19 protein-coding genes, 4 pseudogenes and 1 CRISPR repeat array are annotated in these 22,116 nt (G+C 41.3%); of the genes and pseudogenes, 4 read left to right on the forward strand and 19 right to left on the reverse strand.

Annotated features, from left to right (window positions below; all coding sequences use genetic code 11):
• Nucleotides 1-73: 73 nt before the first annotated feature.
• Nucleotides 74-1,561: a GntR family transcriptional regulator gene (locus tag H8S75_RS08335; RefSeq protein ID WP_187020703.1), complete on the forward strand. Its 1,488-nt coding sequence runs from the start codon at nt 74-76 to the stop codon at nt 1,559-1,561.
• Nucleotides 1,562-1,635: 74 nt separating this feature from the next.
• Here the strand turns inward: H8S75_RS08335 and H8S75_RS08340 are convergent, their stop codons facing one another.
• The 8 genes and pseudogenes from H8S75_RS08340 to H8S75_RS08370 form a co-directional block, all read right to left on the reverse strand.
• On the reverse strand, nt 1,636-1,869 hold the full coding sequence (locus tag H8S75_RS08340) for a hypothetical protein (protein WP_187020705.1): 234 nt from the start codon (nt 1,867-1,869) through the stop codon (nt 1,636-1,638).
• A 60-nt stretch (nt 1,870-1,929) separates the two neighbouring features.
• A pseudogene (locus H8S75_RS33580) lies at nt 1,930-2,058 on the reverse strand (pyridoxamine 5'-phosphate oxidase family protein); the annotation flags it as partial.
• 123 nt (nt 2,059-2,181) lie between these two features.
• Nucleotides 2,182-3,303, reverse strand: coding sequence for a hypothetical protein (locus tag H8S75_RS08345; protein WP_187020706.1), 1,122 nt, complete (start codon nt 3,301-3,303; stop codon nt 2,182-2,184).
• A 159-nt stretch (nt 3,304-3,462) separates the two neighbouring features.
• A complete protein-coding gene (locus tag H8S75_RS08350) occupies nt 3,463-3,663 on the reverse strand; it encodes a hypothetical protein (RefSeq protein ID WP_187020708.1) in 201 nt (66 codons plus the stop codon).
• A 242-nt stretch (nt 3,664-3,905) separates the two neighbouring features.
• Nucleotides 3,906-4,037: a hypothetical protein gene (locus tag H8S75_RS08355; protein WP_349768890.1), complete on the reverse strand. Its 132-nt coding sequence runs from the start codon at nt 4,035-4,037 to the stop codon at nt 3,906-3,908.
• Between the two features lie 649 nt (nt 4,038-4,686).
• A complete protein-coding gene (locus tag H8S75_RS08360) occupies nt 4,687-5,496 on the reverse strand; it encodes a hypothetical protein (protein WP_187020710.1) in 810 nt (269 codons plus the stop codon).
• A gap of 8 nt (nt 5,497-5,504) precedes the next feature.
• The gene (locus H8S75_RS08365) at nt 5,505-5,966 is read right to left on the reverse strand and encodes a hypothetical protein (RefSeq protein ID WP_187020712.1); all 462 of its coding nucleotides are present in this window, start codon (nt 5,964-5,966) and stop codon (nt 5,505-5,507) included.
• On the reverse strand, nt 5,966-7,468 hold the full coding sequence (locus tag H8S75_RS08370; protein WP_187020713.1) for a WG repeat-containing protein: 1,503 nt from the start codon (nt 7,466-7,468) through the stop codon (nt 5,966-5,968). The genes H8S75_RS08365 and H8S75_RS08370 overlap by 1 nt, the downstream gene beginning before the upstream one ends.
• A 179-nt stretch (nt 7,469-7,647) precedes the next feature.
• On the opposite strand from H8S75_RS08370, the gene H8S75_RS08375 reads away from it, so the two are divergent.
• The 3 genes from H8S75_RS08375 (at nt 7,648) to H8S75_RS08385 (ending at nt 10,784) form a co-directional block, all read left to right on the forward strand.
• Entirely contained in the window at nt 7,648-9,117 is a 1,470-nt protein-coding gene (locus H8S75_RS08375) for a helix-turn-helix domain-containing protein (RefSeq protein ID WP_187020716.1), read from the forward strand.
• 621 nt (nt 9,118-9,738) lie between these two features.
• A complete protein-coding gene (locus H8S75_RS33585; protein WP_432764183.1) occupies nt 9,739-10,350 on the forward strand; it encodes a M56 family metallopeptidase in 612 nt (203 codons plus the stop codon).
• Entirely contained in the window at nt 10,242-10,784 is a 543-nt protein-coding gene (locus H8S75_RS08385) for a hypothetical protein (protein ID WP_187021387.1), read from the forward strand. Before H8S75_RS33585 ends, H8S75_RS08385 begins: the two co-directional genes overlap by 109 nt.
• A 153-nt stretch (nt 10,785-10,937) precedes the next feature.
• Here H8S75_RS08385 and H8S75_RS08390 read toward each other — a convergent pair whose 3' ends face one another.
• The 11 genes and pseudogenes from H8S75_RS08390 to cas5c form a co-directional block, all read right to left on the reverse strand.
• Entirely contained in the window at nt 10,938-11,732 is a 795-nt protein-coding gene (locus H8S75_RS08390; protein WP_187020720.1) for a hypothetical protein, read from the reverse strand.
• 53 nt (nt 11,733-11,785) lie between these two features.
• Nucleotides 11,786-12,160 carry a hypothetical protein gene (locus tag H8S75_RS08395; protein ID WP_187020722.1) on the reverse strand — a complete coding sequence of 125 codons (375 nt, stop codon included), beginning with the start codon at nt 12,158-12,160 and terminating at the stop codon, nt 11,786-11,788.
• A 57-nt stretch (nt 12,161-12,217) separates the two neighbouring features.
• A pseudogene (gene rhuM / locus H8S75_RS08400) lies at nt 12,218-13,177 on the reverse strand (RhuM family protein).
• Nucleotides 13,123-13,434: a hypothetical protein gene (locus H8S75_RS08405; protein ID WP_187020724.1), complete on the reverse strand. Its 312-nt coding sequence runs from the start codon at nt 13,432-13,434 to the stop codon at nt 13,123-13,125. The pseudogene rhuM and the gene H8S75_RS08405 overlap by 55 nt, the downstream one beginning before the upstream one ends.
• Nucleotides 13,397-13,537 (reverse strand): annotated as a pseudogene (locus H8S75_RS33730) (hypothetical protein); the annotation flags it as partial. The gene H8S75_RS08405 and the pseudogene H8S75_RS33730, both read right to left, overlap by 38 nt.
• 445 nt (nt 13,538-13,982) lie before the next feature.
• A CRISPR array of direct repeats spans nt 13,983-15,662; the repeat unit is 32 nt; unit sequence GTTTCAATCCGCAGGCTCGCAAGAGCCTGATC.
• 191 nt (nt 15,663-15,853) lie between these two features.
• Entirely contained in the window at nt 15,854-16,144 is a 291-nt protein-coding gene (gene cas2 / locus H8S75_RS08415) for a CRISPR-associated endonuclease Cas2 (protein ID WP_187021358.1), read from the reverse strand.
• A 10-nt stretch (nt 16,145-16,154) separates the two neighbouring features.
• Nucleotides 16,155-17,185, reverse strand: a pseudogene (gene cas1c / locus H8S75_RS08420) (type I-C CRISPR-associated endonuclease Cas1c).
• On the reverse strand, nt 17,182-17,850 hold the full coding sequence (gene cas4 / locus H8S75_RS08425) for a CRISPR-associated protein Cas4 (RefSeq protein WP_187020725.1): 669 nt from the start codon (nt 17,848-17,850) through the stop codon (nt 17,182-17,184). Before cas4 ends, cas1c begins: the two are co-directional and overlap by 4 nt.
• Entirely contained in the window at nt 17,840-18,724 is an 885-nt protein-coding gene (gene cas7c, locus H8S75_RS08430) for a type I-C CRISPR-associated protein Cas7/Csd2 (protein ID WP_187020727.1), read from the reverse strand. Before cas7c ends, cas4 begins: the two co-directional genes overlap by 11 nt.
• A 14-nt stretch (nt 18,725-18,738) precedes the next feature.
• On the reverse strand, nt 18,739-21,345 hold the full coding sequence (cas8c, locus tag H8S75_RS08435; protein ID WP_187020729.1) for a type I-C CRISPR-associated protein Cas8c/Csd1: 2,607 nt from the start codon (nt 21,343-21,345) through the stop codon (nt 18,739-18,741).
• The gene (gene cas5c, locus H8S75_RS08440) at nt 21,311-22,093 is read right to left on the reverse strand and encodes a type I-C CRISPR-associated protein Cas5c (RefSeq protein ID WP_187020731.1); all 783 of its coding nucleotides are present in this window, start codon (nt 22,091-22,093) and stop codon (nt 21,311-21,313) included. The genes cas8c and cas5c overlap by 35 nt, the downstream gene beginning before the upstream one ends.
• Between the last annotated feature and the right edge of the window lie 23 nt (nt 22,094-22,116).

The following is a 22,116-nucleotide window of genomic DNA, read 5'->3' on the forward strand; positions in this document are numbered from 1 at the left end:
AATAGGTTAGTGTCTTTTGATACTGACAAAACTGTTTTGCCGTGGTATAATTCAGTCAGAAAGGAGGCGGGTTATGAAACCACAAGAAACAAAATTTACTTTTGTATATAATGAAATTAAGCAGTGTATTTTGGAGGGCCAAATACCTCCTGGAAATACCTTGCCGTCTTCAAGAATGTATTGCGAGCAATTTCATGTTAGCAGATATACGATTAACCGTGTCTTTGACGCATTGCGCGCAGAAGGGCTGGTTACTATTCTGCCTCGCCTTGCACCAATTGTTGCTTCAAAAAAAGATACTTGTAATTCAACAAGTACTGTTTACGAGATTTTAAAACAAAAGCAGGGCATTTTACAGATATATCAGACTTTTGCTCTCATACTTCCTTCACTTATGGTTTTTTCTTTGCAGGGCTGTGATGTGGAGATAATGCCCCACTATAAACAGGCTATGAAAGCGTTGCGTTTGGGATATGCCTCAGGAGGCTGGTCTTCTCCTTCTAAATTAGGATATGATATATTAAGAATAGGTGGGAATTCCTTATTCAGCGAACTCTATTCTACATTTGGTCTTTATAATAAGCTTGCATTCTTTACAGAAGATTGCCCTTATTTCTCTAAGCATTTTGTGCAGGGGTCTGTATCTGTAACCAGTGTTATTATAGATACATTAAAGGACAATGATCCACTCACAAAGTACAACCAGTTATCAACTATGTATCAGGAACTTACGGATTCCATTGAAAAAACGTTAAATTACCTGGCAGAGACAACTCCACATTGTCCTGCACAAACTGGTTTGAATTTTTCGTGGAATCCCATGCGCGGTCAGGATTATTATTACTCAAAAATCGTTGATGACATAAATCTGAAAATCGGTCTTGGAGAATATCCTGTTGGAACGTATCTCCCATATGAAAAGCAACTGGCCAGCCAGTATGATGTCTCTTTATCGACCGTCAGAAAGGCATTATCAGAGCTGGAGCAGAGAGGCTTCGTAAAGACGTTAAATGGCAAAGGCACGGTAGTTATAGAACCGGATGATATGAAACTTCATCAGTTGGCTCTTAATTCCGGGTATGTAGAAAAGGCAGTACGTTACCTTCACGCCTTACAGCTAATGGTATTAATTATTCGTCCGGCAGCTTTAGTTGCAGCTCCACAGTTTACCCAGGCAGAACTGAATGAGTTAGCAGACCGGTTTACTTCTCCAGATTCTATTTATTTAACGGATATTTTGGAATCCATAATGAAACATACCACGTTAGATCCTTTATCTGTTATATTATCTGAAACCAATCACCTTCTTGAATGGGGACACCATTTTGCATATTATCCGTCCAAGAAACATACACTTTCACATCTTAATAAGCAGGTCATTCTGGCGTTTCAGCAGTTAAGAGAAGGGAATGCGGTCTCCTTTGCAGATGGCATAGCAGATTGTTACCGCTTCAATTTGGTTCATATGAAAAAGCGCATGGTAGAAAAATATAAGTTTCATAATGCAGCCAGTATTCGAATTCCAGAAAACTACTACTTTTCCAGTAATGGAAAGGAATAATGGTGGCTGCCGCTTCTGCCACTGTTAAGTAATAACTGAATCATCTGCCATGACATTCTATTCTTTACATAAACTTACCCAGGTTCAGAAAGATTCGAACCTGGGTATGATAATTTTACGATTAATACTGCCAGTACCATTAAATCCACGCCATACTGCTTCTCTCCTCCTTGCCAGTTCTTCATGAATTTCATCAATCTTCCGAGGTGTGAGATCATATCTTTCCATGCATCAGAAAGGGTATATCTGAAAATGCGTCTTTCTTCTCTTTTGCTTTTTGTTTTATCTGAACTTTCTGTATTCATCATTTTCCACCCTTCCGAAATGATTCTTTTATTAAGTTTAATGGATGCAAACTGCTTTAGGGACTAAAACTCATATCTCGTACCATGTGAAAGCAATAGGCCATTGGTTAATTCTACGCATAAAATTATTGTATTTTCATCATCAAAATTGTTATGTTCATTGTCAATCCATTCCCTAAATGCATCTTTCAATCCCACTGGATCGCAGAAGTTTTCAATCAAAAACACGTCAGATTTATCTCCCATGCAATATAAATAGCCGCATAATAAACGGATATATTCAGAACTCCCTTCTTGAAAATGGATAATCTCGTCTTATTCTTCCATCGACTGTTCATTTTGCTCACAGTACCGATGAAGCTTCTGTTCCTGCTTAAGTTCCCTGCATCGTTCCAGAATCGTTAACCAGTCTTTCTCTCTGAGTTCTTCCGGCCGATCCATTTTCAGTACATTATCGAATTTAACCTCCGTATGCCCTACTGCTTTTATCGCTGCCTCCTGCAAAGTCTCATCAAACTCAGAGGTCTGGGACGGGATATCTTTTTCTTCCGAAAAAGCGTGGTCATGATCCATCAACGGATAGAGTCCTTGTAGTTTGCCATTACTATTATCCATAAAAAATCCAAAGTTTGCCCCATGCCGGTCTTCATTTCCCAGAATATAATCTGCCACCTGCATGCTGTAATATCTGTCAGAATCCTTTTTTCTGATAAAATCATACTCATTCTCATCATGATAACTGCAGTAAACCTGGAAATCCTCCCACGAAACGATAGCTGTTTCTTCAGAAGATATGATCTTACACTTAACAATTTTCTCTCCACTATCGTGAATTTTCTTGATATGAGCCTCATCTGCGATCTGTTCAAGCCTGTACGAATCTGCTTCCTTATAAGCCACATGAGGAACTCCAATGACATCTAAAATCTTGCTGGCCGCCAGTTCTTTTTTCCCTACTTTGTACAGATAAAGCCCGTCATCTTCCCGGATCCACGCTTTCGCTGCCATTCCCTGAACGGTAAATTCTGGCGTATGAATCTTCTGGATTACCGGCCAGAAGGTCTTGCTCACTCCGAGAAGTGCCGTTGCGGATACCGCCTTTTCTAACGGATTCCGGAACAGGCTCACCTGATCCCAGGTAAGGTTCTCTCCTTCTTCCTTCAGCCAGTAACAGTCTGAAAGCGAGGCAAAATGGAACAATCTGGCAATCATATAGGGATTGCTCTGACTGATCCGAAACCCTGCCAGCAGCTTCTTGGCATTGGTTTTTCCTATATTCATCGTCCGGTTTTCTGTCCAGCCATGCATCACATCGTCATAATTAACCCCTGGATATCGCAGGGATATCGGAAGCAAATCGTAATCTAAAATCCTGCAGTTATAGTTTTCTATTTCCAAAACCGGTCTTTCTTTCAGCATAATCATAACTTTATCCATTACGAACCACCTCTCTTATTTTACCTGCGTAAAAAGTCTGTGTGTCTCATTATACCATTTTTTCTGCTTATATTCTATTTTTTTATGTTCCTCAAAATGATTTTCTCTCGACAGGAATCAACAGAAGGTTCCTTGAAAAGTTAGTACCCCAATTAAAAGTCACCTTATGCCCCGGTCAATCTGAAACCCATAGTACCCCTGATATATTTTCTTTATCCTTGCATTCAGTACATCGGACCATTCCGTCTTTCCATTTTCCGTAAGTGTCCTGTCATTCAACTCTACGATTGTCAGAGACATTTCATCGATCCCATCTGAGGGCAAATGAACCTCCTCCAGGGAGAAATCCAAAAGTTCCATAAGCCTTATTCCATTAGGTTTGTATGTGTAACCTTCTTCCTCCTGGTTTAATGGAACGAAAGAACGAAGAACTCCCATTTGCTCCACACATACATCTCTAATCTCATTTTTTTCCTGATCACCGGAAGCAGATAATAAAACAATTTAACCAACTAATTATCTTTCTTGATCCATTTTCTATGCTCTAAAGCAGAGAAAACATAAAATCATATGATCTTGCATGATCAACTGCTTCCAGTATATCACGCAGCGGTTCCCCCCCCCACAGTCAGTCCATCCTCTAAAATAACTTTTGTTTCGCTCTCAGTCAGTGAATTCCCTTCTAATGCGTTAGAGGTCCATGTCAATCCAATCCGGTAATACTTCCATAACATCACCAGCCTCTCATGTTTTTCATGATTATCATACCACAAAGTAACCCCTTCCATCATATCAGCCCACGCCCCAATTGAATTTATCCTTCCGATTGGTCAGCCTTCCTTGCCGGTTCCATCATTTTTTTCGCCATCCTCTCATCACCTTTGGACTTTAAAATGCCCTGAAACTTATTCTTTACTGTAACGGTAGTATAATAATGCTGCTACCGGTCTCCTTTTCTGGATGCAATCTCAATTTAATATAAAAAGTGCTATGGTCAAGGTGAATATTTATGATAATCTTTACCTTGACTTCAGGGAAATTGAGCAAATGCTCACTTTGTGAATATAATAAAAATGAGGTGTGATTTTATTTTTCATCGACGTTAAATCTTGCCACAAAAGAGGATTTTCAAATCACAAATGTGAAATGAAAATCCTCTTTTTTATTCGGACTGTTTCTTCACAGCCCCTTAGAACTTTTAGAGGGCAGCCTGCTATTATTTAATTAAGCTCCACAATGGAAAAGCTCCACCAAATATATAAGATCTCATCAAGCAGCACACACTAACAGTCAAAACCAATCACAACAATACCAACCAGCGCCTGTCCCCCCAGCAAAAAGTACAGAAGTATAACCCATATATCTAAATATATTATTATATTGTCAACTCGTTACAATTTTTAAAATATTTTTTTTTAAATAAAAAATAGCGTAATTAAACACAGCCAGAGCTCCAAACGCTGCAAGATATGGAATAGCAACAATTACCACAAAACCAATAACCAGCAAAGCCACTCCAAGAATAGCGAAAATAATTGTGGGAACAATCCATAAAAGGAAACGGAGAATCATTCCCAAGACAGCAAGAATATTGGCATCACTCAATTTTGCCGTAAATACACTGGAATCCAGTGAAAGAAACAAAGGTTTAAAAATTGTTGTATATAAGCTAAGACAGCTTTCGAAGCAGTGTCGGCACCAGTTAATTAATTCAACATGACCCAGTTCATAATTTTCATAAAAGTCTGTTCCCATTTTTAAAAATAAAAGCTTTGGCGCATCAAGAAAATGAAGGCGGTAAAAGAAGAACCATATAATCGGAAGCACTACAAGCATGGAAAATAGAATATTTATAATTTTATGTTCTGATAAATCACGGACAAATAACCGCATTAGAATAATGATAATTGAACCTACGAAAAATACCAGTTTATTATTCCCTATGAATACCCACGATTTATCAATGAGCAGTGGAATAACAAAAGGGGTCAGTATGATAAATGCTAAAATATAAGCAAATATCATAAATATTGCAAATATCCCGATGCCGATACCAAACAGTCCATCTTCCGGCGGGTCAAACATAAACCCATTGCCGGTTTCCGGATTGTATGTAAAAAATTTAAAATTATCACCTTTCTCATCGTGAATATGGCCATGCCCATCCCTGTAGTAAATATGTAAAAAATTCATATGGCGCCTCACATCTCGGAAAGCAGTTGATTAATTTCTTCCCATTCTCTTTCTGCCCGTGTCTGAGGATTTCCAATACCGGAATTTTTTTTTGCTGCCTGTCGGGCAAACATTCGGAACGGATTGACGTATCCCAAACTGAAGGCAGGTTCATACAGTTCAAAGAGTGATGGTATAGCGTATACTTCATTTGTAATTTCGCCATCTTGAAGTCCTTTTGCATGCTTATAAAAAAACAGTTTCCAGAAAAGACGTTTTTTGCCCCAGTATGTGATGGAAAAAAGTGATATTCCCAATACCAGTCCCAGCGTCTGGTTGATCGTAAAGGTAACGAGACCAACAAGCATTCCCCAGATCAATCCCATAATGAGTGGGTACTTTTTACTTTTAGCCATAGCTTCTTCAAATAAGCGTTTTCTTGATTCCAAAAAATCTTTGGTACATCCCTCGTATCTATTTTTGTTTTGCATCACTGCATACCTCCATTCTCCTGTTCTTCTACAACTTTATAAAAAGAAACGGTTTTATCACTATTTTCAACCGGTATGACTCCGTACTGAAGTCCGAAGAGATCGCATTCAGGGATCGTTCCGTTTTTGTTGATATAATGACCTGTTTTATCATATACTGTTATGGTATTGTCCCCCCCGTAGTATCCCGGGCCATAGTTTGCTTTGATGATATAATTTTCACGAAAAACATATTCACGCGCCATGTAAGGACTGGCTTCCTTGGGAAGTGGTTGAATTTCACCGGTTTCCAGGTCATAGGTTCCGAAAACGTAATCCGCTGGCTCTAGAGGGCTGAAACCAACCTTCTCATAGCTTAAAGAACCAAAAAGGTCATTATTCCGTGCTTTAAATATGATATCGCCCTCCTTATTAATCACGTGCCTTACTTTATCCTGACCGAGAGGGACAGCCGACAGATAATCAGTGCCTCCTAATGGCTGCATATCCGTATATTCAAATTCACCCAGAAAATTGCCGGATGTATCATACAGATAAGTGGATATATAGGAATTGATTTTTGCTTTTACAAAGACATACTTATCAGAACAGCCCACGGAAATATTGCTTATCCCCGCTATCTCAGGCAGTTTATTAATTTCAAGTATAATATTTCCCTCTCCGTCTATAATGAAATATCCATTTTCCTTGGAGTAGGTAACGAGATAGTTTTCGCTGTAAACACCGTAATCGTCATAAATACCGCCGAATTGTTCGTTGTTATATTTTTGATACATAGTATCATAGATACCGCCAACGGAAAAGTTTGTGATATATCCTAGTTTCCTGATATAATTCCCACTATAGCGGCTTATTGTCTCAATAATATTATTATCCTTATCAATAAGCAACCAGTCCTGATTAGGGGTATCCTTCTTTTTTACCAATGCATATCCGTCTACGAATCCCCGGGTAGAGATGTTATTGAAACGCTGACCTACCTCAACATATTGAGGGTCGATCACCATAGTACCTTCCGTGTTAATAAATCCCCATAAACCTTTTACATTAACAGCGGCAAGGCCTTCTGAAAAGTTATAAGCATCAAAAAACTGAGGTTCAATACGATACTGATTCTTACCATTCCGGGGATTCCAATTGACTGAATCAATAAAACCATATTTACCCTGTCCGGAGCCGCCAGCCTGGACCGCAGCCATTCCGGATTCATTAAAACCGCGTGTGGAGACAAAAAGGTTAATGCAATTATTGATTGAGACAGTTGGTTCAGTCTCCGCTATATCCGATTCCACTGTTTCAGTAGAAACAGGTTCCGTAAATTGCTCTTCTGAACCTGCCATTTCCGTAATAACTTCTGCAGGCTCAGTTTCTCTCCCCTCAATAGTTTCGTTTCCTATGACAGCCATTGCCTGTGTTTCCTGTGATATACCAGCCGCGTTTTGACAGGCTGATAGTAAGCAGGCAGTTAAAGCAGTAACCAATATAAGAGACAGCTTTTTCATGAAATCCTCCCATGCTTGAATATTTTATTGTACAGCATGTAAGAATCATATATCACACATGTAATTGCTTCAATATGTGCCTGATAATTGTGCCTTACATTTTTTGCAATATTTTATAAAAGTGGTTGAGTTTCACAGTTATCTTTTTTATAATAAATAAAAACAGTCCTGGAGGTTTTATGTCAGAATTCAGTGAGTATTGTAAACATTGCATGAGAGCATGCGGTACGAATATTTATCAGATATCCAAAGCCTCCGGCCTGGATCGGACCACGCTTCAACGAATGGTTAACGGAACACGCCTGCCAGGGGAAGAATTTATTGAAATATTCAGTAGATATTTACGCCTTTCTCCATCTGAGAAGAAGCATCTAACTACCTTGTATCAGATAGAAAAGATAGGCCGACCTGTATATGAAAACCGCTTATATATAAAGTACCTTCTAACGCAACTCGATGCGATACAGCGTGAAATTGCGGAACCAGGAATTCTGAATACATTAGTGGCTGATAATACAGAAACATATGAAGGAACTATACCTCAAATGCTATCAAGTCCTACCCAGGTAAAGGCGGCGCTATCTCATCTGGTAGGATATGAGTTTTCAAATGAGGAGAGACCGTCCTTTTTTATGAATCTCGTATTTGAGGACTCCTATATTTATGAACTTCTAATCAGACAGAGCCATAATTGTAAAAAAGAGGTAGCAATTAATCATCTGTTGACATTGAACAAAAATACCTGTAATGAATCGGATAACTATAATTTAAAACTGGTAAAAAGTATATTGCCGTACGCCCTGTATTTTACAAACAGCTATAACGCCTATTACTGCTACAGTAGTAATCCTTCTGAATATAATTTAGCTACACTGTTTCCATTTTTTATAATCACGAAACACCACGTGCTAGTTATGGAACCAGAATACAAGAGGGGGATCTTATATCATGATCAAGCCGTTGTCATTGCCTATACATCTGGATTTAATCACTTAAAAACAAATTATGTACCATTTATTAGCCAGGACTATGCACGGCTGGAGAGCCTAAATCAATTTGTCCAACTCATGGCAACATCTGAACCGCTTACCTATGCGTTAGACAGCCAACCATGTATTACATCAATGATGAATCCAGAGGTTATTTCTAAATTAATCCATCACGGTATTCCTGACCGTGAAAATTTTGTTAAACTGATTAGCAAATGGTACGGATATGTACTGGATCCTTCAAACCGCAGTCCAAAGCCGCCTGTTTTTTATTTTCCATTGAAGGGTCTATGGTATTTTGCTGAAACAGGGAAATTATCAGGCCAGCTTGCGGCATTTACAGAGGAAATTGGGCCGAAGATGAGGATTCAGATGTTAAACCAAATTCTTAAAAATAATGAAGATGGAATTATGAAAACACTTATAATTGACCATGAGCAGATGACGCTCCCCTCTTTTTTTACGTTGGAGTCCCATAATCAAAATCACTTGATACTGACCTCCCTGGATCCAGAACATCCTCTTGCCATCATAGATTTTCAGGAGCCAAGTATCGGTGAGGCTTTTTATGATTTTTTAGATAGTCTGCAAAAAAGTAATGTGACATTTTCTCATGAGAGGTCATTAGAATTAATCAGAGAGGCCATCCGAAGCATCTAATTCTGAAGTCATTTTTTAATTGCCTCCCTGTGACCCAGCGGTTTTCGGGCCACGATGCCCCCACAGATTATGGAAGAATATCTGGCGGTTGTAACCAAAGCAATGATCGATGTATGAAGCTCAACCTACCCAATTTCACTTTGATATCGAGGCTATATATGATTATGCCTTGGAATTTCGCGGTCTGTTCTGTGCCCCAGGACTCGCTTGCTGTGTTACGTCTTATACCTTATCGCGGGGCTTTCACCTGCTGAACTTCAAGTTTTTGACGGATACACACTAAATAAGTGCAGGATGGCTAAAGGCATCTTTGAATTACACTTTCTCCATCTCAACCTTTCTCACTTTTTTACCGTCCACAGGACTACTGACTTCATGATACGCAAGATATAGCTCTCTTCTGCTTCAGGCTCCATCTTCTGTATTTCTCTTGCTAACCTGTTCATTAAAGATAAATTTATTTTATAGAGCCGATATTCTCTGAAAAAGACGGACTCAGGTGCCTTTAATTTGATTAAACATTGTTCCACTTGATCAGCACCTATGCAGCGTTGTGCTCTTGCAATACTCTCCGCCTCAGTCGGAAGAGGGATACGAACTGTTTTGAGATTAATTAGGGATATGTGCACACGCCACAGGCTCCGCTGTAATTCTACCAGAATAGCGTGTGGAAATATACTTCTGGCATGTAATAAAATTAAGAAACAGTTAAAGGTTAATAAGGAGGTCAAATTATACCAGTCTAACCTTTTCAGTACCCCATTTATTACTGGGATTTTCCGACCGATTATTTTTGTTCCTGAATATGATTTTTCAGCAAAAGAATGGGATCTAATTTTAACTCATGAGCTTATTCATTTAAAAAATAACGATATTCTTTTCAAAATGTTGCTTACGTTTATACAAAAGCTACATTGGTTTAACCCGATCATCTATTTTTACACAAAAAAGTTTTATGAGTTTTGCGAATGTACCTGCGATCGAAACGTGTCCGCTGTAATTAATAAAGAACAACGCGCTGTATATGCGCATCTGATTGTCAAATTGGCTCGCGATATTCCAGCCAGTACAATATCTGTTAATGCTTTTTCTGATAAAAATAACAAATTAATAAAAAGGAGGATATGTTGTATTATGAAAAAAACAAAAAAATCAACGCTGCGTTTATTATTACTCTTGCACTATTTACTATTCTATCACCAGTCGTTACCTATGGGGCTGTCACTGAAATAGTTAGTGCACAAAATCATCTTGTTGCTCAATTTGCATCTGCTGATCTAAATGAAATAAACAATAACGCTTCTAGCGTTCTAAAAGTACAAGGTGAAAGTAATAATACCTCTACAAACATAGGAACGTTAAGTGTAAGAGGCAGTAATCAAGTTGACTATATGGTACCCGGACAGGGATCCGTAAAGTTTAATTCAGTATCTTTGCAAAGCGGTTCCTCAATACGCGTACTAATTGGTGCCGATAATACCTCGGATAAGTTTGATGTAAGAGTTTTAGACAGTAATGGAAATGGTAGCAAGTTAATCTCTGATTCAGGATCGGTCAACGGCACAATTGACATAAACGCTGCCGGAAACTATACAATTAGTATTGTTGGTAAAAACAGCAGTAGTACTAAATTTCATGTAACAGGAACTATAATTATAAATTACTAAAAGACTCTATATCACCAATTTCCAAAACTTTTTGGTTATCACATTTCTCCTTAAAACGTAGCAAAACCCCGGTTCAAAATCCTCGAACCGGGGTATGTCATCCACACTTTGCCATTTTCAGCCTCATAAAACACAGCCGAAAAATTCCATGATTTAAGCCCATTTCCGTAGATATTTAAAATATTTACTTGTCTTATGCTTTATTAAATCATCTGCCAATTCCTCTAATTTTCCACTTTCCACCTCTTCCGGCGGCTCATCAAACACTTCCAGAATCTCCACTCCCGAATTATCCGCCCGAATGCACAATTTAGATGACAGAAACAGTATATCATCGCAAAACACACAGTTTGCATTTACTACATTTCCAGATTTTCCCCCAAGAAGTCTATCAATCACACGTACTCTGGCATACTTGATTTTTCTTATCTGTTTTGCCTGCGCCATTGTCAATTTTCCCTTGTATATCTGAACCAGAAGTTCCAAATTGCAGCATTTGACAACGTACCGAATGACAGAAGTATCATAAAAGGCTGTGATATTGCAAGCTGCTGATGTGTGGTGCATCTCTTTCGGTTTAATGTTCCAATTATGTACCAGCCAACGAAAAAAGCGGACTGGATAATAAAAACCATTTTGATGCAAATCCACCGACGTGATCCGCGTCAGTGGCTTGAGTCCACGTTCATATGCCCGTTTTGCATTTATGCTCATACTCCGCCCTATATATCCGTTCCCCCCAGACACTTTCTTCTCTATTGTATATTTTTTCAGCACCTCATAAGCATCTTCCATGGTAAGGCCCTGTAAAACAGAGGTTCCTTTACCAAGGTATAGATCGGCAAACTTCCCATGAAAAGTGATTCTGGCCGCTGGACGTTTATAGATTCTTGTATAGTCATAGAAAAGATTAATCAGTTTTGCTTTTGTAATTTCCGAATTTTTCAAATAACCTCCTGCCTTCATCTTATTTCAATGGAAGAATAAATCTATATAGCTGCTTACAATGCGGCCTGTATTGATTTCTTTAAATCCAACGTGTCTGCATGCACACCATACTTTGTCCTATACCTGTTAATCTGTTTATAATATCCATGGTCATGACTAATAATAAAAATACAGCCTCTATTTTCCTGATTTATCAGATTACCCAGAATCCCTTTAATACGGTTGTCCACCGCCTCTTTCCCTGGCTTAACCACAACTACTCCAACATTTTGCCGGACATATCCTTTTTGTATCAGTTTGCTCCGCAGGGCTTCATCGGAAACCAGAATCAGGATTTTGTCTTCGGGATCTATCCGATTCATTCCATTCAAGGCTTGATAAACAAAACTGTCACCGTCTATAAGAAACAGTCTTTTATATTTCTTCATCTATTTTACAATATCCTTCCAATTCAGAATATTTCATTTATCAGCAGTTTTTACTTACTACAATTCAACTTTCATTACCAACTTATCGAAATCTGACTCATATAATTGATCTTGTATCACCCTGTATTTTTCAAATTCACTTTCTGCAAAGGCTTTTGCTATTTCATGCGTAACTTTCCCCTTATCCATCAAAATGTCCTCATCATTCATTTTAAGAAAAACTTCCAGCTTAGTTGCCCAATCCTCCATCGTCATAGGAATTCGCTTTTTAGCCTGCCTTTCCGCATAATCCAGATACATTGATACAAACATACAAACTGATTCAAATCCTGTAGTTCACTCTGAGACAAATAATTCTATAACCTCCGCTGCAGTATGACCATGAATCGCATAGTGCAGCCTGTTCTGCACGGTCGCCCAATGCATCTTATTCTGTACCATTTTGAAAAACTGCCTGGTAGTCTTGGCATCTTTGTCGTAATCAAACGCTGTGGCATAGAGATCTGTAACCTTTTGATAAAACTTGCGCTCAGATAGGCGTATCTCACGAATATTTTCCAACTGACGTTCAAAATATTCATCGGTGAACATATGCCCTTTTTTCAGGCGATCTTTGTCCATCGTCCAGCCTTGGATTGTGTAATCCTTGACAATCTGACCAGCCCATTTGCGGAATCTTACGGCACGGTCGTTGTTCACTTTAAAGCCAACGGCAATGATTGCCTGTAAGTTATAATGTTTCGTACTGTAGGATTTACCATCCGAGGCAGTTATTAAGTATTTCTTAATAACTGATTCTTCTACCAGCTCATCATCTTCAAATATCCTTTTAAGGTGCTGATTGATTGCCGATACAGAAACATCATATAAGGTTGCCATCATTTTCTGCGTCAGCCAGATGTTCTCGTCTTCATAGCGCATCTCGAAACTATCTGAGTTACTACCTGTAGATGCTACATATGTTAAATACTCTGCGGCTGAGCTGTGTATTGTAATCTCTCTTTTATTGTTCGCCATAATTTCTTTATCCACCTTATTATTATGATCTTTTTCAGTTCCTGATAAAACTTTTTTAATTGCATCCTTTTTTTAGATTCCTTTCTATACACATCGCCATCTAACAAAATAAAAACATTAGAAGTATCCTCTTCTTGCAAAACAAAACTAGCTGCTAAAGTAAAAGCATTACTTGCAACTTCAAGCTTTACGACCCGAACATTTCTAGCTATTCCCAAATCACCCATAGAAACATTGACAATTGATTCTGCTATCATAATCAATTCTTCTGAATTGTGTTGCACATACTGAGTTTCCACGATATCCAGCGGATATGATTACATCTAAATTAAAGTGTCCAATTTCGCAATTCACAGACCGATTGCCATCTTTTTAAACTACTCAAAATTTTTGAACAGTTGTCTCTCGCTCTATTTCTCCGCTATTAAAACTTTCTTTTAATAATAAGTTATTTATCTATACGACAATTCAGTATGATGTATGTATATACTTCTCTGGTCATATACATTTTCTCCCACGCAGTTGTATCCCCAAGAACTTAATAAAAACTCTACATCTGCCGTAGTCATTTTACATTTTGGACCAAGAACTATTTCCCCAAACTCTCCTGTGCGATATTATATTTTGTATTCCGTTTTCTCTCAGAGCAGTTATTATTCATTTTAGACCAACAGTAATAATCATTTATTGATTGTAGAGAATTACTTTACATTTTACCTTCCTGAACTTTAATTTTGAACTATCTTAAATTTCAAGTAAACTTACTCCTACATCAAGCTGACTCTGTGCAAATTTCAATGCTACAACTTCAAATCGCAGGCTCGCAAGAGCCTGATCCACATACCGGTTTCATGTAGAATTGATATTGATGTTTCAATCCGCAGGCACGCAAGAGCCTGATCCGGCACAGCTTAAAGATGGAACGCAGTATACAATCGTTTCAATCCGCAGGCTCGCAAGAGCCTGATCACATCAAGCCGTCACTACTCACGATCTGATTTAGTTTCAATCCGCAGGCTCGCAAGAGCCTGATCAGCGCGGTGAGCACTGCGGTAAAAGAGGGCTTCGGGTTTCAATCCGCAGGCTCGCAAGAGCCTGATCGTCGGACGCAGAATCCGTCGCACTCCAATCAGACTGTTTCAATCCGCAGGCTCGCAAGAGCCTGATCAGATATCGCCCTGCTTCGTCTCGGCTTTTTACAGTTTCAATCCGCAGGCTCGCAAGAGCCTGATCGGCGCCTGTCTGCGGCTCCTTGGGATATTCCATGGTTTCAATCCGCAGGCTCGCAAGAGCCTGATCAAATTAATCCGGTTCGTGATAACTCGATCTGTTGTTTCAATCCGCAGGCTCGCAAGAGCCTGATCAACTTTGAAGGGTTGGTATATGACCTGTGTTCCGGTTTCAATCCGCAGGCTCGCAAGAGCCTGATCGGTATGGCTTCGTCTGCGCCTCAATAATAACCTGTTTCAATCCGCAGGCTCGCAAGAGCCTGATCAAAAAATCGAAGGGGGATATTCCATGGACAAAAGTTTCAATCCGCAGGCTCGCAAGAGCCTGATCTTTTAAAGTATGTTGAAAGAAACATTTTATAAGGAGTTTCAATCCGCAGGCTCGCAAGAGCCTGATCACAGATGGAGTACTACGGGTGGACCAAAGAAAATGTTTCAATCCGCAGGCTCGCAAGAGCCTGATCGTATAAGCGGAATACCTTCAAAGTTTCTGAACTTGTTTCAATCCGCAGGCTCGCAAGAGCCTGATCTACTGGTAATTTGTACGCGGACTATCCAACGGGTGTTTCAATCCGCAGGCTCGCAAGAGCCTGATCGAAGACTGGAAAGATGGAGGCGCATATGAGCCGGTTTCAATCCGCAGGCTCGCAAGAGCCTGATCATATAATTCCAGAGCGTGACATTGTAAAAGAGATTGTTTCAATCCGCAGGCTCGCAAGAGCCTGATCTTTTTTGGCTGGATAAAAATTCCTCTTTACAAATCGTTTCAATCCGCAGGCTCGCAAGAGCCTGATCGTAAAGGAACCAGAGCTTACTCCGCCACCTAAAAGTTTCAATCCGCAGGCTCGCAAGAGCCTGATCGTAAAGGAACCAGAGCTTACTCCGCCACCTAAAAGTTTCAATCCGCAGGCTCGCAAGAGCCTGATCTCCCGGCAGTCGAAATCGTATCCCGTATATGCTGGTTTCAATCCGCAGGCTCGCAAGAGCCTGATCGGCGCTCGATGCCTTTCCCGTGCTCGCAGAGAAGTTTCAATCCGCAGGCTCGCAAGAGCCTGATCGTCAGATTGTCGTATGCATTCTGGAAGGTAGACTGTTTCAATCCGCAGGCTCGCAAGAGCCTGATCCGCCATGTCATAGCCGAGATCCGTTGTCTTTTTGTTTCAATCCGCAGGCTCGCAAGAGCCTGATCAGCGTGTCCAAGTTCATGAGCCATAACAACTCTACGTTTCAATCCGCAGGCTCGCAAGAGCCTGATCAGCAAATACTTACAAATCCAAAGCAATTACACATTACTTTTTTATTGCAATCAACCAATTTTCACATTGCTTTTTACTTTTTTATACAAATCTCCTCCAATTCATCCTAAAATTCAGGTGCGAACCTCCCACAGAATTTATGTTCACTTAGGGTTCGCACGGACAAATACAGACCTATTATCTCCGTTTTTTCATAAAATTAAGGGCTCATCCACCTGTATTCCACGCCGTACGCCATAATGCTCAACCTTACCATTGTAATGATTGCCCAGCGAGTAAAAACGCAAGCTGTCCTTTTCTTCGTCAATTTCCTTCAACAGAAGATGCTTTAGTTTCACGTATTGTGTTGCATCTACTTGACATTCAAAAACAGAATTCTGCACTCGTGTACCGTAATTTACACATTGCTTAGCTACACGCCTTAAACGTCGCGCCCCTGCAGCTTCAGTAATATTAATGTCATAGGTTATCAGTACGAGCAAATCCATCACCTCATTTCCATAAGAACGGCGGATAGGCATCTAAATCTCCTCGTAGATACCGGGATAAAAGCATGGCCTGCGAAAAAGCTACCATCCCCTATTGAACCCTTTCTTTCAAGTAAGGATGCGTAAGCGTCTCCTGTTTTCTCTTTTGCCAAGCAGACAAAAAAGCTTTTCTCGCATCATCCGTCATAAAAACAGCGCCATTTTCTTTTTTCTGAAAATCTTTTTCTGTGAAAATGCCGAGATTTATCTGTGTTACCACGAATCGGTCTGCCAGCGGCGCTCGTAGTTCTTCTAGCAGATCAAAAGCTAAGGACGCGCGCCCTGGACGCATCGTATGAAGGTATCCAACCGCCGGATCTAACCCCACCGTTTCTAAAGCGCCTGCAATCTCATTTCCCAACAGAGTATATGCGAAAGATAACATAGCATTCACCGGGTCCAGTGGCGGACGGCGGGTTCTTCCATCAAAAATAAACACGTTCTCATTTCGCAAAATCATCTGCGAGAAAACTCCGAAATATGCTTTCGCCGCGATTCCTTCAATTCCCATCAATTCACTCCGGTTTTTGGCATTTTCCAGATCAGTCAGAGATCCGCACATTTGGCTGACAGCAGCATTAATCTTATCTTGATCTATCCGCATTGGGTGGTCCCTTTTCACCCGCTCCAGGCACCACCTGCCATTATAAATTTTTCCTAACAGGAATGATTTGGCGATTGTGAGGGACTGTATTTCATCTGTCGCTTGGCATACTGTGTCTCCCGCAGCAGAACATTGCCACTCACTGGTCCAGCAATCCGCGCAAGGAACCGGCCATGCTGTGTCAAAAAACAAAGACCGATTCCCTTTTCCGCACAAGCTCCCATCAGAGCAGGGCTGACCCCTTTATAACCGAAACATACTATTCCTTCAAGATTATGAAGAGGAATACGGCCCAATTCACTTTGATCCTGCAGCAGTACGATATTCTCTCCGTCCAGCGACAGATATGCGTCCGGCGTTGTTACATATAAAGTATTCTGCAGCTTCCTCATACCTCATCTTCCTCATGGAACGCTCTATGAATATATTCTGAAGCCGAAACCTGTTTCGCTAATTTAGGCTGACAGATATCCACAAGAGAGCAGCTTTTGCAGGCTTTTCCCATCTTTGCCTTCGGTGTGCGCCCCTTTAACATCAGTTGTTGCATCTCCATAACAGAATCTTTTACCTTTTGCCGCAATTCCTCTGTCAGGAGAACACACTGCCGGCGTTTTACTTTTCCATAATAGAGAGCAGCTTCCGGAATATTGGTGACAAACATTTCTTCCAGACACATAGCCTGTGCACATAGCTGCAGCGCATCTGCCCCTTGTATATCCGGCTGCCCAAGCTTGTATTCTACTGGATACAGCCTCCATCGCCCATCCCGTCCTTGAATCGGGACTCCGTTCTCGTCCTTATACAATTCTACCATGTCACATACGCCGGTAATTTTCAGTTCCTGGGAGCGGACAGGCATCCCGCGGGACAGCAGTACAGAACCTCTCGCTTCCGTAAAACTGTCATCGTGCACCCGTTCATGCATAAAATGTCCTTCCAATGTAAGTGCATTTTCTTCCCAGAGCTGTTCAATGTGAACCAATGCCCAGCGCCTGCGGCAGAATTGAAAATGTTTCAGTCCTGAAATCATTAAAAACTCCGAATCATCATTCGCCATCCAGCACCTCTGGAACCAGACCCTCCAAATCCTCTGTACTCACCGAAACACGTCCCTGTGCATCACAGGAAACCTGAAGTGTCCGATGTACCTTAGCCGATGAATACTGGCCATTGGCACAATTATGTTCCCACCATATCAGCTTTACAACCTCCATGCTCCCGGCCGGACGCGCGGATGTCTCATCATTACAGAATAAAGTTCTCAGCGCCTCTTTTAAAGCCTCCCCATCTTCTTCACTAAAGCCTGTCTTATCGGCAAGCTGGACATTCACTGCGCCATAAGTCACATAAACCCCAAAATCCACTCGGTGCTTCATTCCCATTGTATCCGGACCTTTTTTATCCGGATCCTTCCCGGTCTCCAGATTCACTGATTTTGTAATCTGAGAGCTGGTGACATTAACAGGTTCGATACTAAAGGCAGGCTGAATGCTGACAGGTCCGCGAATTCCGATTGATACTGCATCTGATTCTTCTTCCTCTTTTTTTCCTTTTTTAAATGCAAAGACCTGGCCAAATGCCCTGACATCATACCATGTTTCACACGCCAGTCTGGCATAATCCTCCCTGGTCTTCTTTCCAGCTTTCATGTCTTTCATGCACGCTGCCAGTACAGGTTCATTGTCCGCTCTGTCTTTTAAAGATCGGAATGTATCCCCCTCTCTGCGGCGCTCGTCGGATTGAACAAAAATATTCTGGCCTTCGTCCAACAGGCGATTACGAAGTTTACGCTTCAGACAAACATCCGAAACCTCTCCCAATCCTTTATATGTAGTTCTCGGACGATTTCCATCCAGAGGGTCCCCATTTGGATTTGCATTTTTTACAGTGAACACCAGTGCAAAATCAATTTTCTTCTTCAAAGATTCCATTATCATTTCTCCTTCTATTTATTTCTTTCCTCATAGTAACCATGCAGATAAATACTTCCCAAAGGAATATCCGTATTCCAGCCGCACTGCTTCAGTTGTTGCTCCAACTGTTCCAAAGCAGCCCAATTTTCTCCTGAACGGTTTCCTCCATACCGCTGATACGGTTTTAATTTAACCTTCAGATTCTCCCATGTAGATGACGGTTTCTGGGAAAATACCGTCATAAATCGCAATTCATTCGTAGAGCGTCTATCTATATCTCCTTCCTCGCAAGCGAAACGGTTTTTCTCCATCCGATCCGCAATCCCCAGCAGCCTTCCATACAGGACACTCCTCGAATCCTCTGCCATCTCCCATATCTGCGGTTGTCTGGAAAACTGTGTCTTCTGATAAAAAGTCTGGCGCATACAATAATATCCATGCAGATAGCTGCCGTCCAGCGGCTCTGTTGATACCCGTTCAGCTTGAGAAAACTGCATCTCCATAAACCCAATCAGTCTCTGGTAATACTCAGCCCTTTTTCCCAATTTTATCAAATAAGGCAGCAGTTTATCATGAAGTCTTCCCCAACTTTCATAGGGCTTTGCCGCAAAAACAGACATCAGCTGTATAGCATTGGTCATACCTGCCCGTTCCTCATCACTGGCTTCCTGCTCCGCCACATCGGCAATTGCCAACAGACATCCGTACAACTCAGAACGCCGTCTCGGAAGTACATATATGACGGTTTCCCCAACCTCTATTTTTTTTTCAGGTTTCCATTTTTGGTAAAGCATTTGTCTCTGACTGGAAAATCCCTGTAAGAATTCCAGAGAAAGATCCCTACGCCCGTACCTGCTCTCTTCCGGGAATCGTATTTCGATTTCTGCAAAAAGAATCTGATACCATTTACTGTCCGGACCCAAGTTTTTAAAACATGGAATCAATTTCTCATGAATCTTCGGCCACGTCTCAAACGGATATTGCACAAATTTTTGCATAAGCCGTACAGCATTTGTCGGATAATCCCGTCCCTTATCCGCCGATTTTTCTTCCATGAAATCCGCTGCTGCCAAAAGACGGCCATATAAGTAATCCCCATTTTTTGAATCAACCTCCAGAATCGGGGTGAATACCGGGCAAGCATCCCTCCACCCGCGCTTTTGAAAACAAGATATCATCGCACACGTGGTGTCAACACTGTTTTCCCATGCAGTTCGGGACCATTGCCGGTCTCTTCCGCTAACAAACGTAAGAGGCGCGCATACCCTGTTAAATGCACTGCGGACAACATCAATTGGAAACGGCTGCTCGTCCGCAATACAGGTAAGAATTCTGGAGTGCAGCCCACGCATCAATTTTGTGTGGGATTTCTCACATTTTTTGTCTATTTTAGCCGTATTCACCGCATCGATCCCCATAACAGCAACGGCAATCTGCTCAGGATTGGGAGAGGCAATCTCCTTAGTTTTGTTTTTTCGTGAATAGCGCCACCAGCAACAATCTCTATACCACGCTTCCAAACGCTTTACATATTCATTTCCGGAACACTCCTGATAATAAGTGACCGACATTCTTCCGTCCGTCGCCGCCTCCAATCCTAATATCACCGCAAAATTTGTCCGATTAGGATTATAATCATGAAGTCTGCTGTCATAACCGCCAGCCGCAGCCCTCACTTCCTTGGCGTAACGTTCAAATGTATCAATGACTGGCCCGAAATTCTCTTCTTCCTCTTCCTCTGCTTCCATAAACCCATTTTTTTCATCTATCGGAACCTTCATGACCGCTCCATTTGTATTCCAAACCACCCATGTCATACCGTATTTCTGCATTCCCTGGCGCGCTATAAGCCAAATCAGCGCATTATGGGCGCGCACAGAAGCCTCATAGCTTACCACCGCCGCGCTGCGATCCTCCGCGAAACGTCCCTTATACTGAAATGGGAATTCATTATCCTTTGCTGAAATCAATTTTGCATTTCCCTGAAGCTTTGGATGGTTCTCCATAGCAGGAAGTATTTTACCTTCCACATAGCAAAACGCTCTGTCTCCTGGCAGTTTATCCGCTAAATACCGCTCCCATGACTGTTTGACATCGATTCTGAGCCAAAGGTCATCGGTGCTTTCCTCCTGTGTTTGGACAGAAAAACAGACCATGGCCTTTCTGTCTTCCCCTGTTCCTTCCCTCCTTTCCGCATTCTTATAATATTTCAGTTTCAAATTGGGCTGTGATTCCAAATCGGTAAGCAGAGTATGTCCCTCCAGATATGTATATACCACACGCAGGCAGGCGGGCGCGTCTGGCTGCTCACACCATGCATTCAGTTGTCCCATATATTGACCGAACCTTTTTAAATTTTCATTCTCAAAAATCAAATATTTCAGCTGTTCTACCAGAGGAAAAGGCGCTCCATTGTCGCCTGTGCGGCTCTCTGCCTGCGGCGTGCTGGGAATTTCCAGAAACTGGGCTTCGTCCATCAGCTCGTCTGCCGATATGAACCTCCCATCCCGCGATAGTACCACATGGTATTTTACCCTTTTGCGCACAAATCCCAGCGGAACAAGCTTAACCGCTTCTTTTGATTGATCACAGACAACACCGGCATCATATGCCTCGCACAATTTCTGCATCCAACTCATAGGTTTCTCCTTCCCAGGCAAACTCCTGCTGCAACGCCGCCTCCTCCAAACCGCTGGAATTGCCATACTTTTTACCGAATTTCTTCGCTTTCATTGGACGGATATTCCGCTTCATCTCTTTCGGTATCTCTTCCGGAGGCTGGAACAGAATCACTCCATTTACCATTTTCGGTCTCCAGAATCTGGCGGCCAGCATATCTCGTCCAGTCTCATCCGGATAATCGAACCCATGAAACATAACTCCAAATTCCAGTTCACCATAATGGTCATAATAGCCTTCACCTTTGTCAAATTCACAGGGTTCTACATATCCCTGGCATTCTCTCGTCCCCAAAAAAATATCTCTGCGCCCCCCCTTCCTCACCATACGCTTTGCAATATTGTGGTGCTTCTTTTCATTAAAATCCTCTTCCAGTTCCGCGCGACGGTTCTCATTAAGAATAAAATGCGCCCGAACCTGATACGATACATCTGCCAGATAGGTATAGACCGACAGCGTATTCTTTGACGCCACGTAGCTGATGGGACGGACATTTTTAGACTCTGTGCGGATTGGTTTCATAACCCGTACCTCATCCACGATCCATATAATTGATGGTTTCCAATAGATGCTTTCTGTGATCCCTTTCAGCGCCTGATAGGTTGGAAGCATATAACTGAACTTTTCTCCCCCCATTCTGGCAATCGGATCACTAAACAGCGCATAATTCCCCCATACGCAGTATTCAATCTGATTTCTGATTTTCAATATTGCAGCCCTCCTTTACATCA

The organism is Hungatella hominis (genome assembly GCF_014288005.1).
Classification (GTDB): domain Bacteria; phylum Bacillota; class Clostridia; order Lachnospirales; family Lachnospiraceae; genus Hungatella; species Hungatella effluvii.

Excerpts from the sequence above, each read along its gene's own strand:
- H8S75_RS08335 (WP_187020703.1), top strand. The coding sequence starts at position 74 with ATGAAACCACAAGAAACAAAATTTACTTTTGTATATAATGAAATTAAG.
- H8S75_RS08340 (WP_187020705.1), bottom strand. The coding sequence starts at position 1,869 with ATGATGAATACAGAAAGTTCAGATAAAACAAAAAGCAAAAGAGAAGAA.
- H8S75_RS08345 (WP_187020706.1), bottom strand. The coding sequence starts at position 3,303 with ATGGATAAAGTTATGATTATGCTGAAAGAAAGACCGGTTTTGGAAATA.
- H8S75_RS08350 (WP_187020708.1), bottom strand. The coding sequence starts at position 3,663 with ATGGAACTTTTGGATTTCTCCCTGGAGGAGGTTCATTTGCCCTCAGAT.
- H8S75_RS08355 (WP_349768890.1), bottom strand. The coding sequence starts at position 4,037 with ATGTTATGGAAGTATTACCGGATTGGATTGACATGGACCTCTAACGCA.
- H8S75_RS08360 (WP_187020710.1), bottom strand. The coding sequence starts at position 5,496 with ATGAATTTTTTACATATTTACTACAGGGATGGGCATGGCCATATTCAC.
- H8S75_RS08365 (WP_187020712.1), bottom strand. The coding sequence starts at position 5,966 with ATGCAAAACAAAAATAGATACGAGGGATGTACCAAAGATTTTTTGGAA.
- H8S75_RS08370 (WP_187020713.1), bottom strand. The coding sequence starts at position 7,468 with ATGAAAAAGCTGTCTCTTATATTGGTTACTGCTTTAACTGCCTGCTTA.
- H8S75_RS08375 (WP_187020716.1), top strand. The coding sequence starts at position 7,648 with ATGTCAGAATTCAGTGAGTATTGTAAACATTGCATGAGAGCATGCGGT.
- H8S75_RS33585 (WP_432764183.1), top strand. The coding sequence starts at position 9,739 with ATGTGCACACGCCACAGGCTCCGCTGTAATTCTACCAGAATAGCGTGT.
- H8S75_RS08385 (WP_187021387.1), top strand. The coding sequence starts at position 10,242 with ATGTTGTATTATGAAAAAAACAAAAAAATCAACGCTGCGTTTATTATT.
- H8S75_RS08395 (WP_187020722.1), bottom strand. The coding sequence starts at position 12,160 with ATGAAGAAATATAAAAGACTGTTTCTTATAGACGGTGACAGTTTTGTT.
- H8S75_RS08405 (WP_187020724.1), bottom strand. The coding sequence starts at position 13,434 with ATGATAGCAGAATCAATTGTCAATGTTTCTATGGGTGATTTGGGAATA.
- cas4 (WP_187020725.1), bottom strand. The coding sequence starts at position 17,850 with ATGGCGAATGATGATTCGGAGTTTTTAATGATTTCAGGACTGAAACAT.
- cas7c (WP_187020727.1), bottom strand. The coding sequence starts at position 18,724 with ATGGAATCTTTGAAGAAGAAAATTGATTTTGCACTGGTGTTCACTGTA.
- cas8c (WP_187020729.1), bottom strand. The coding sequence starts at position 21,345 with ATGAGTTGGATGCAGAAATTGTGCGAGGCATATGATGCCGGTGTTGTC.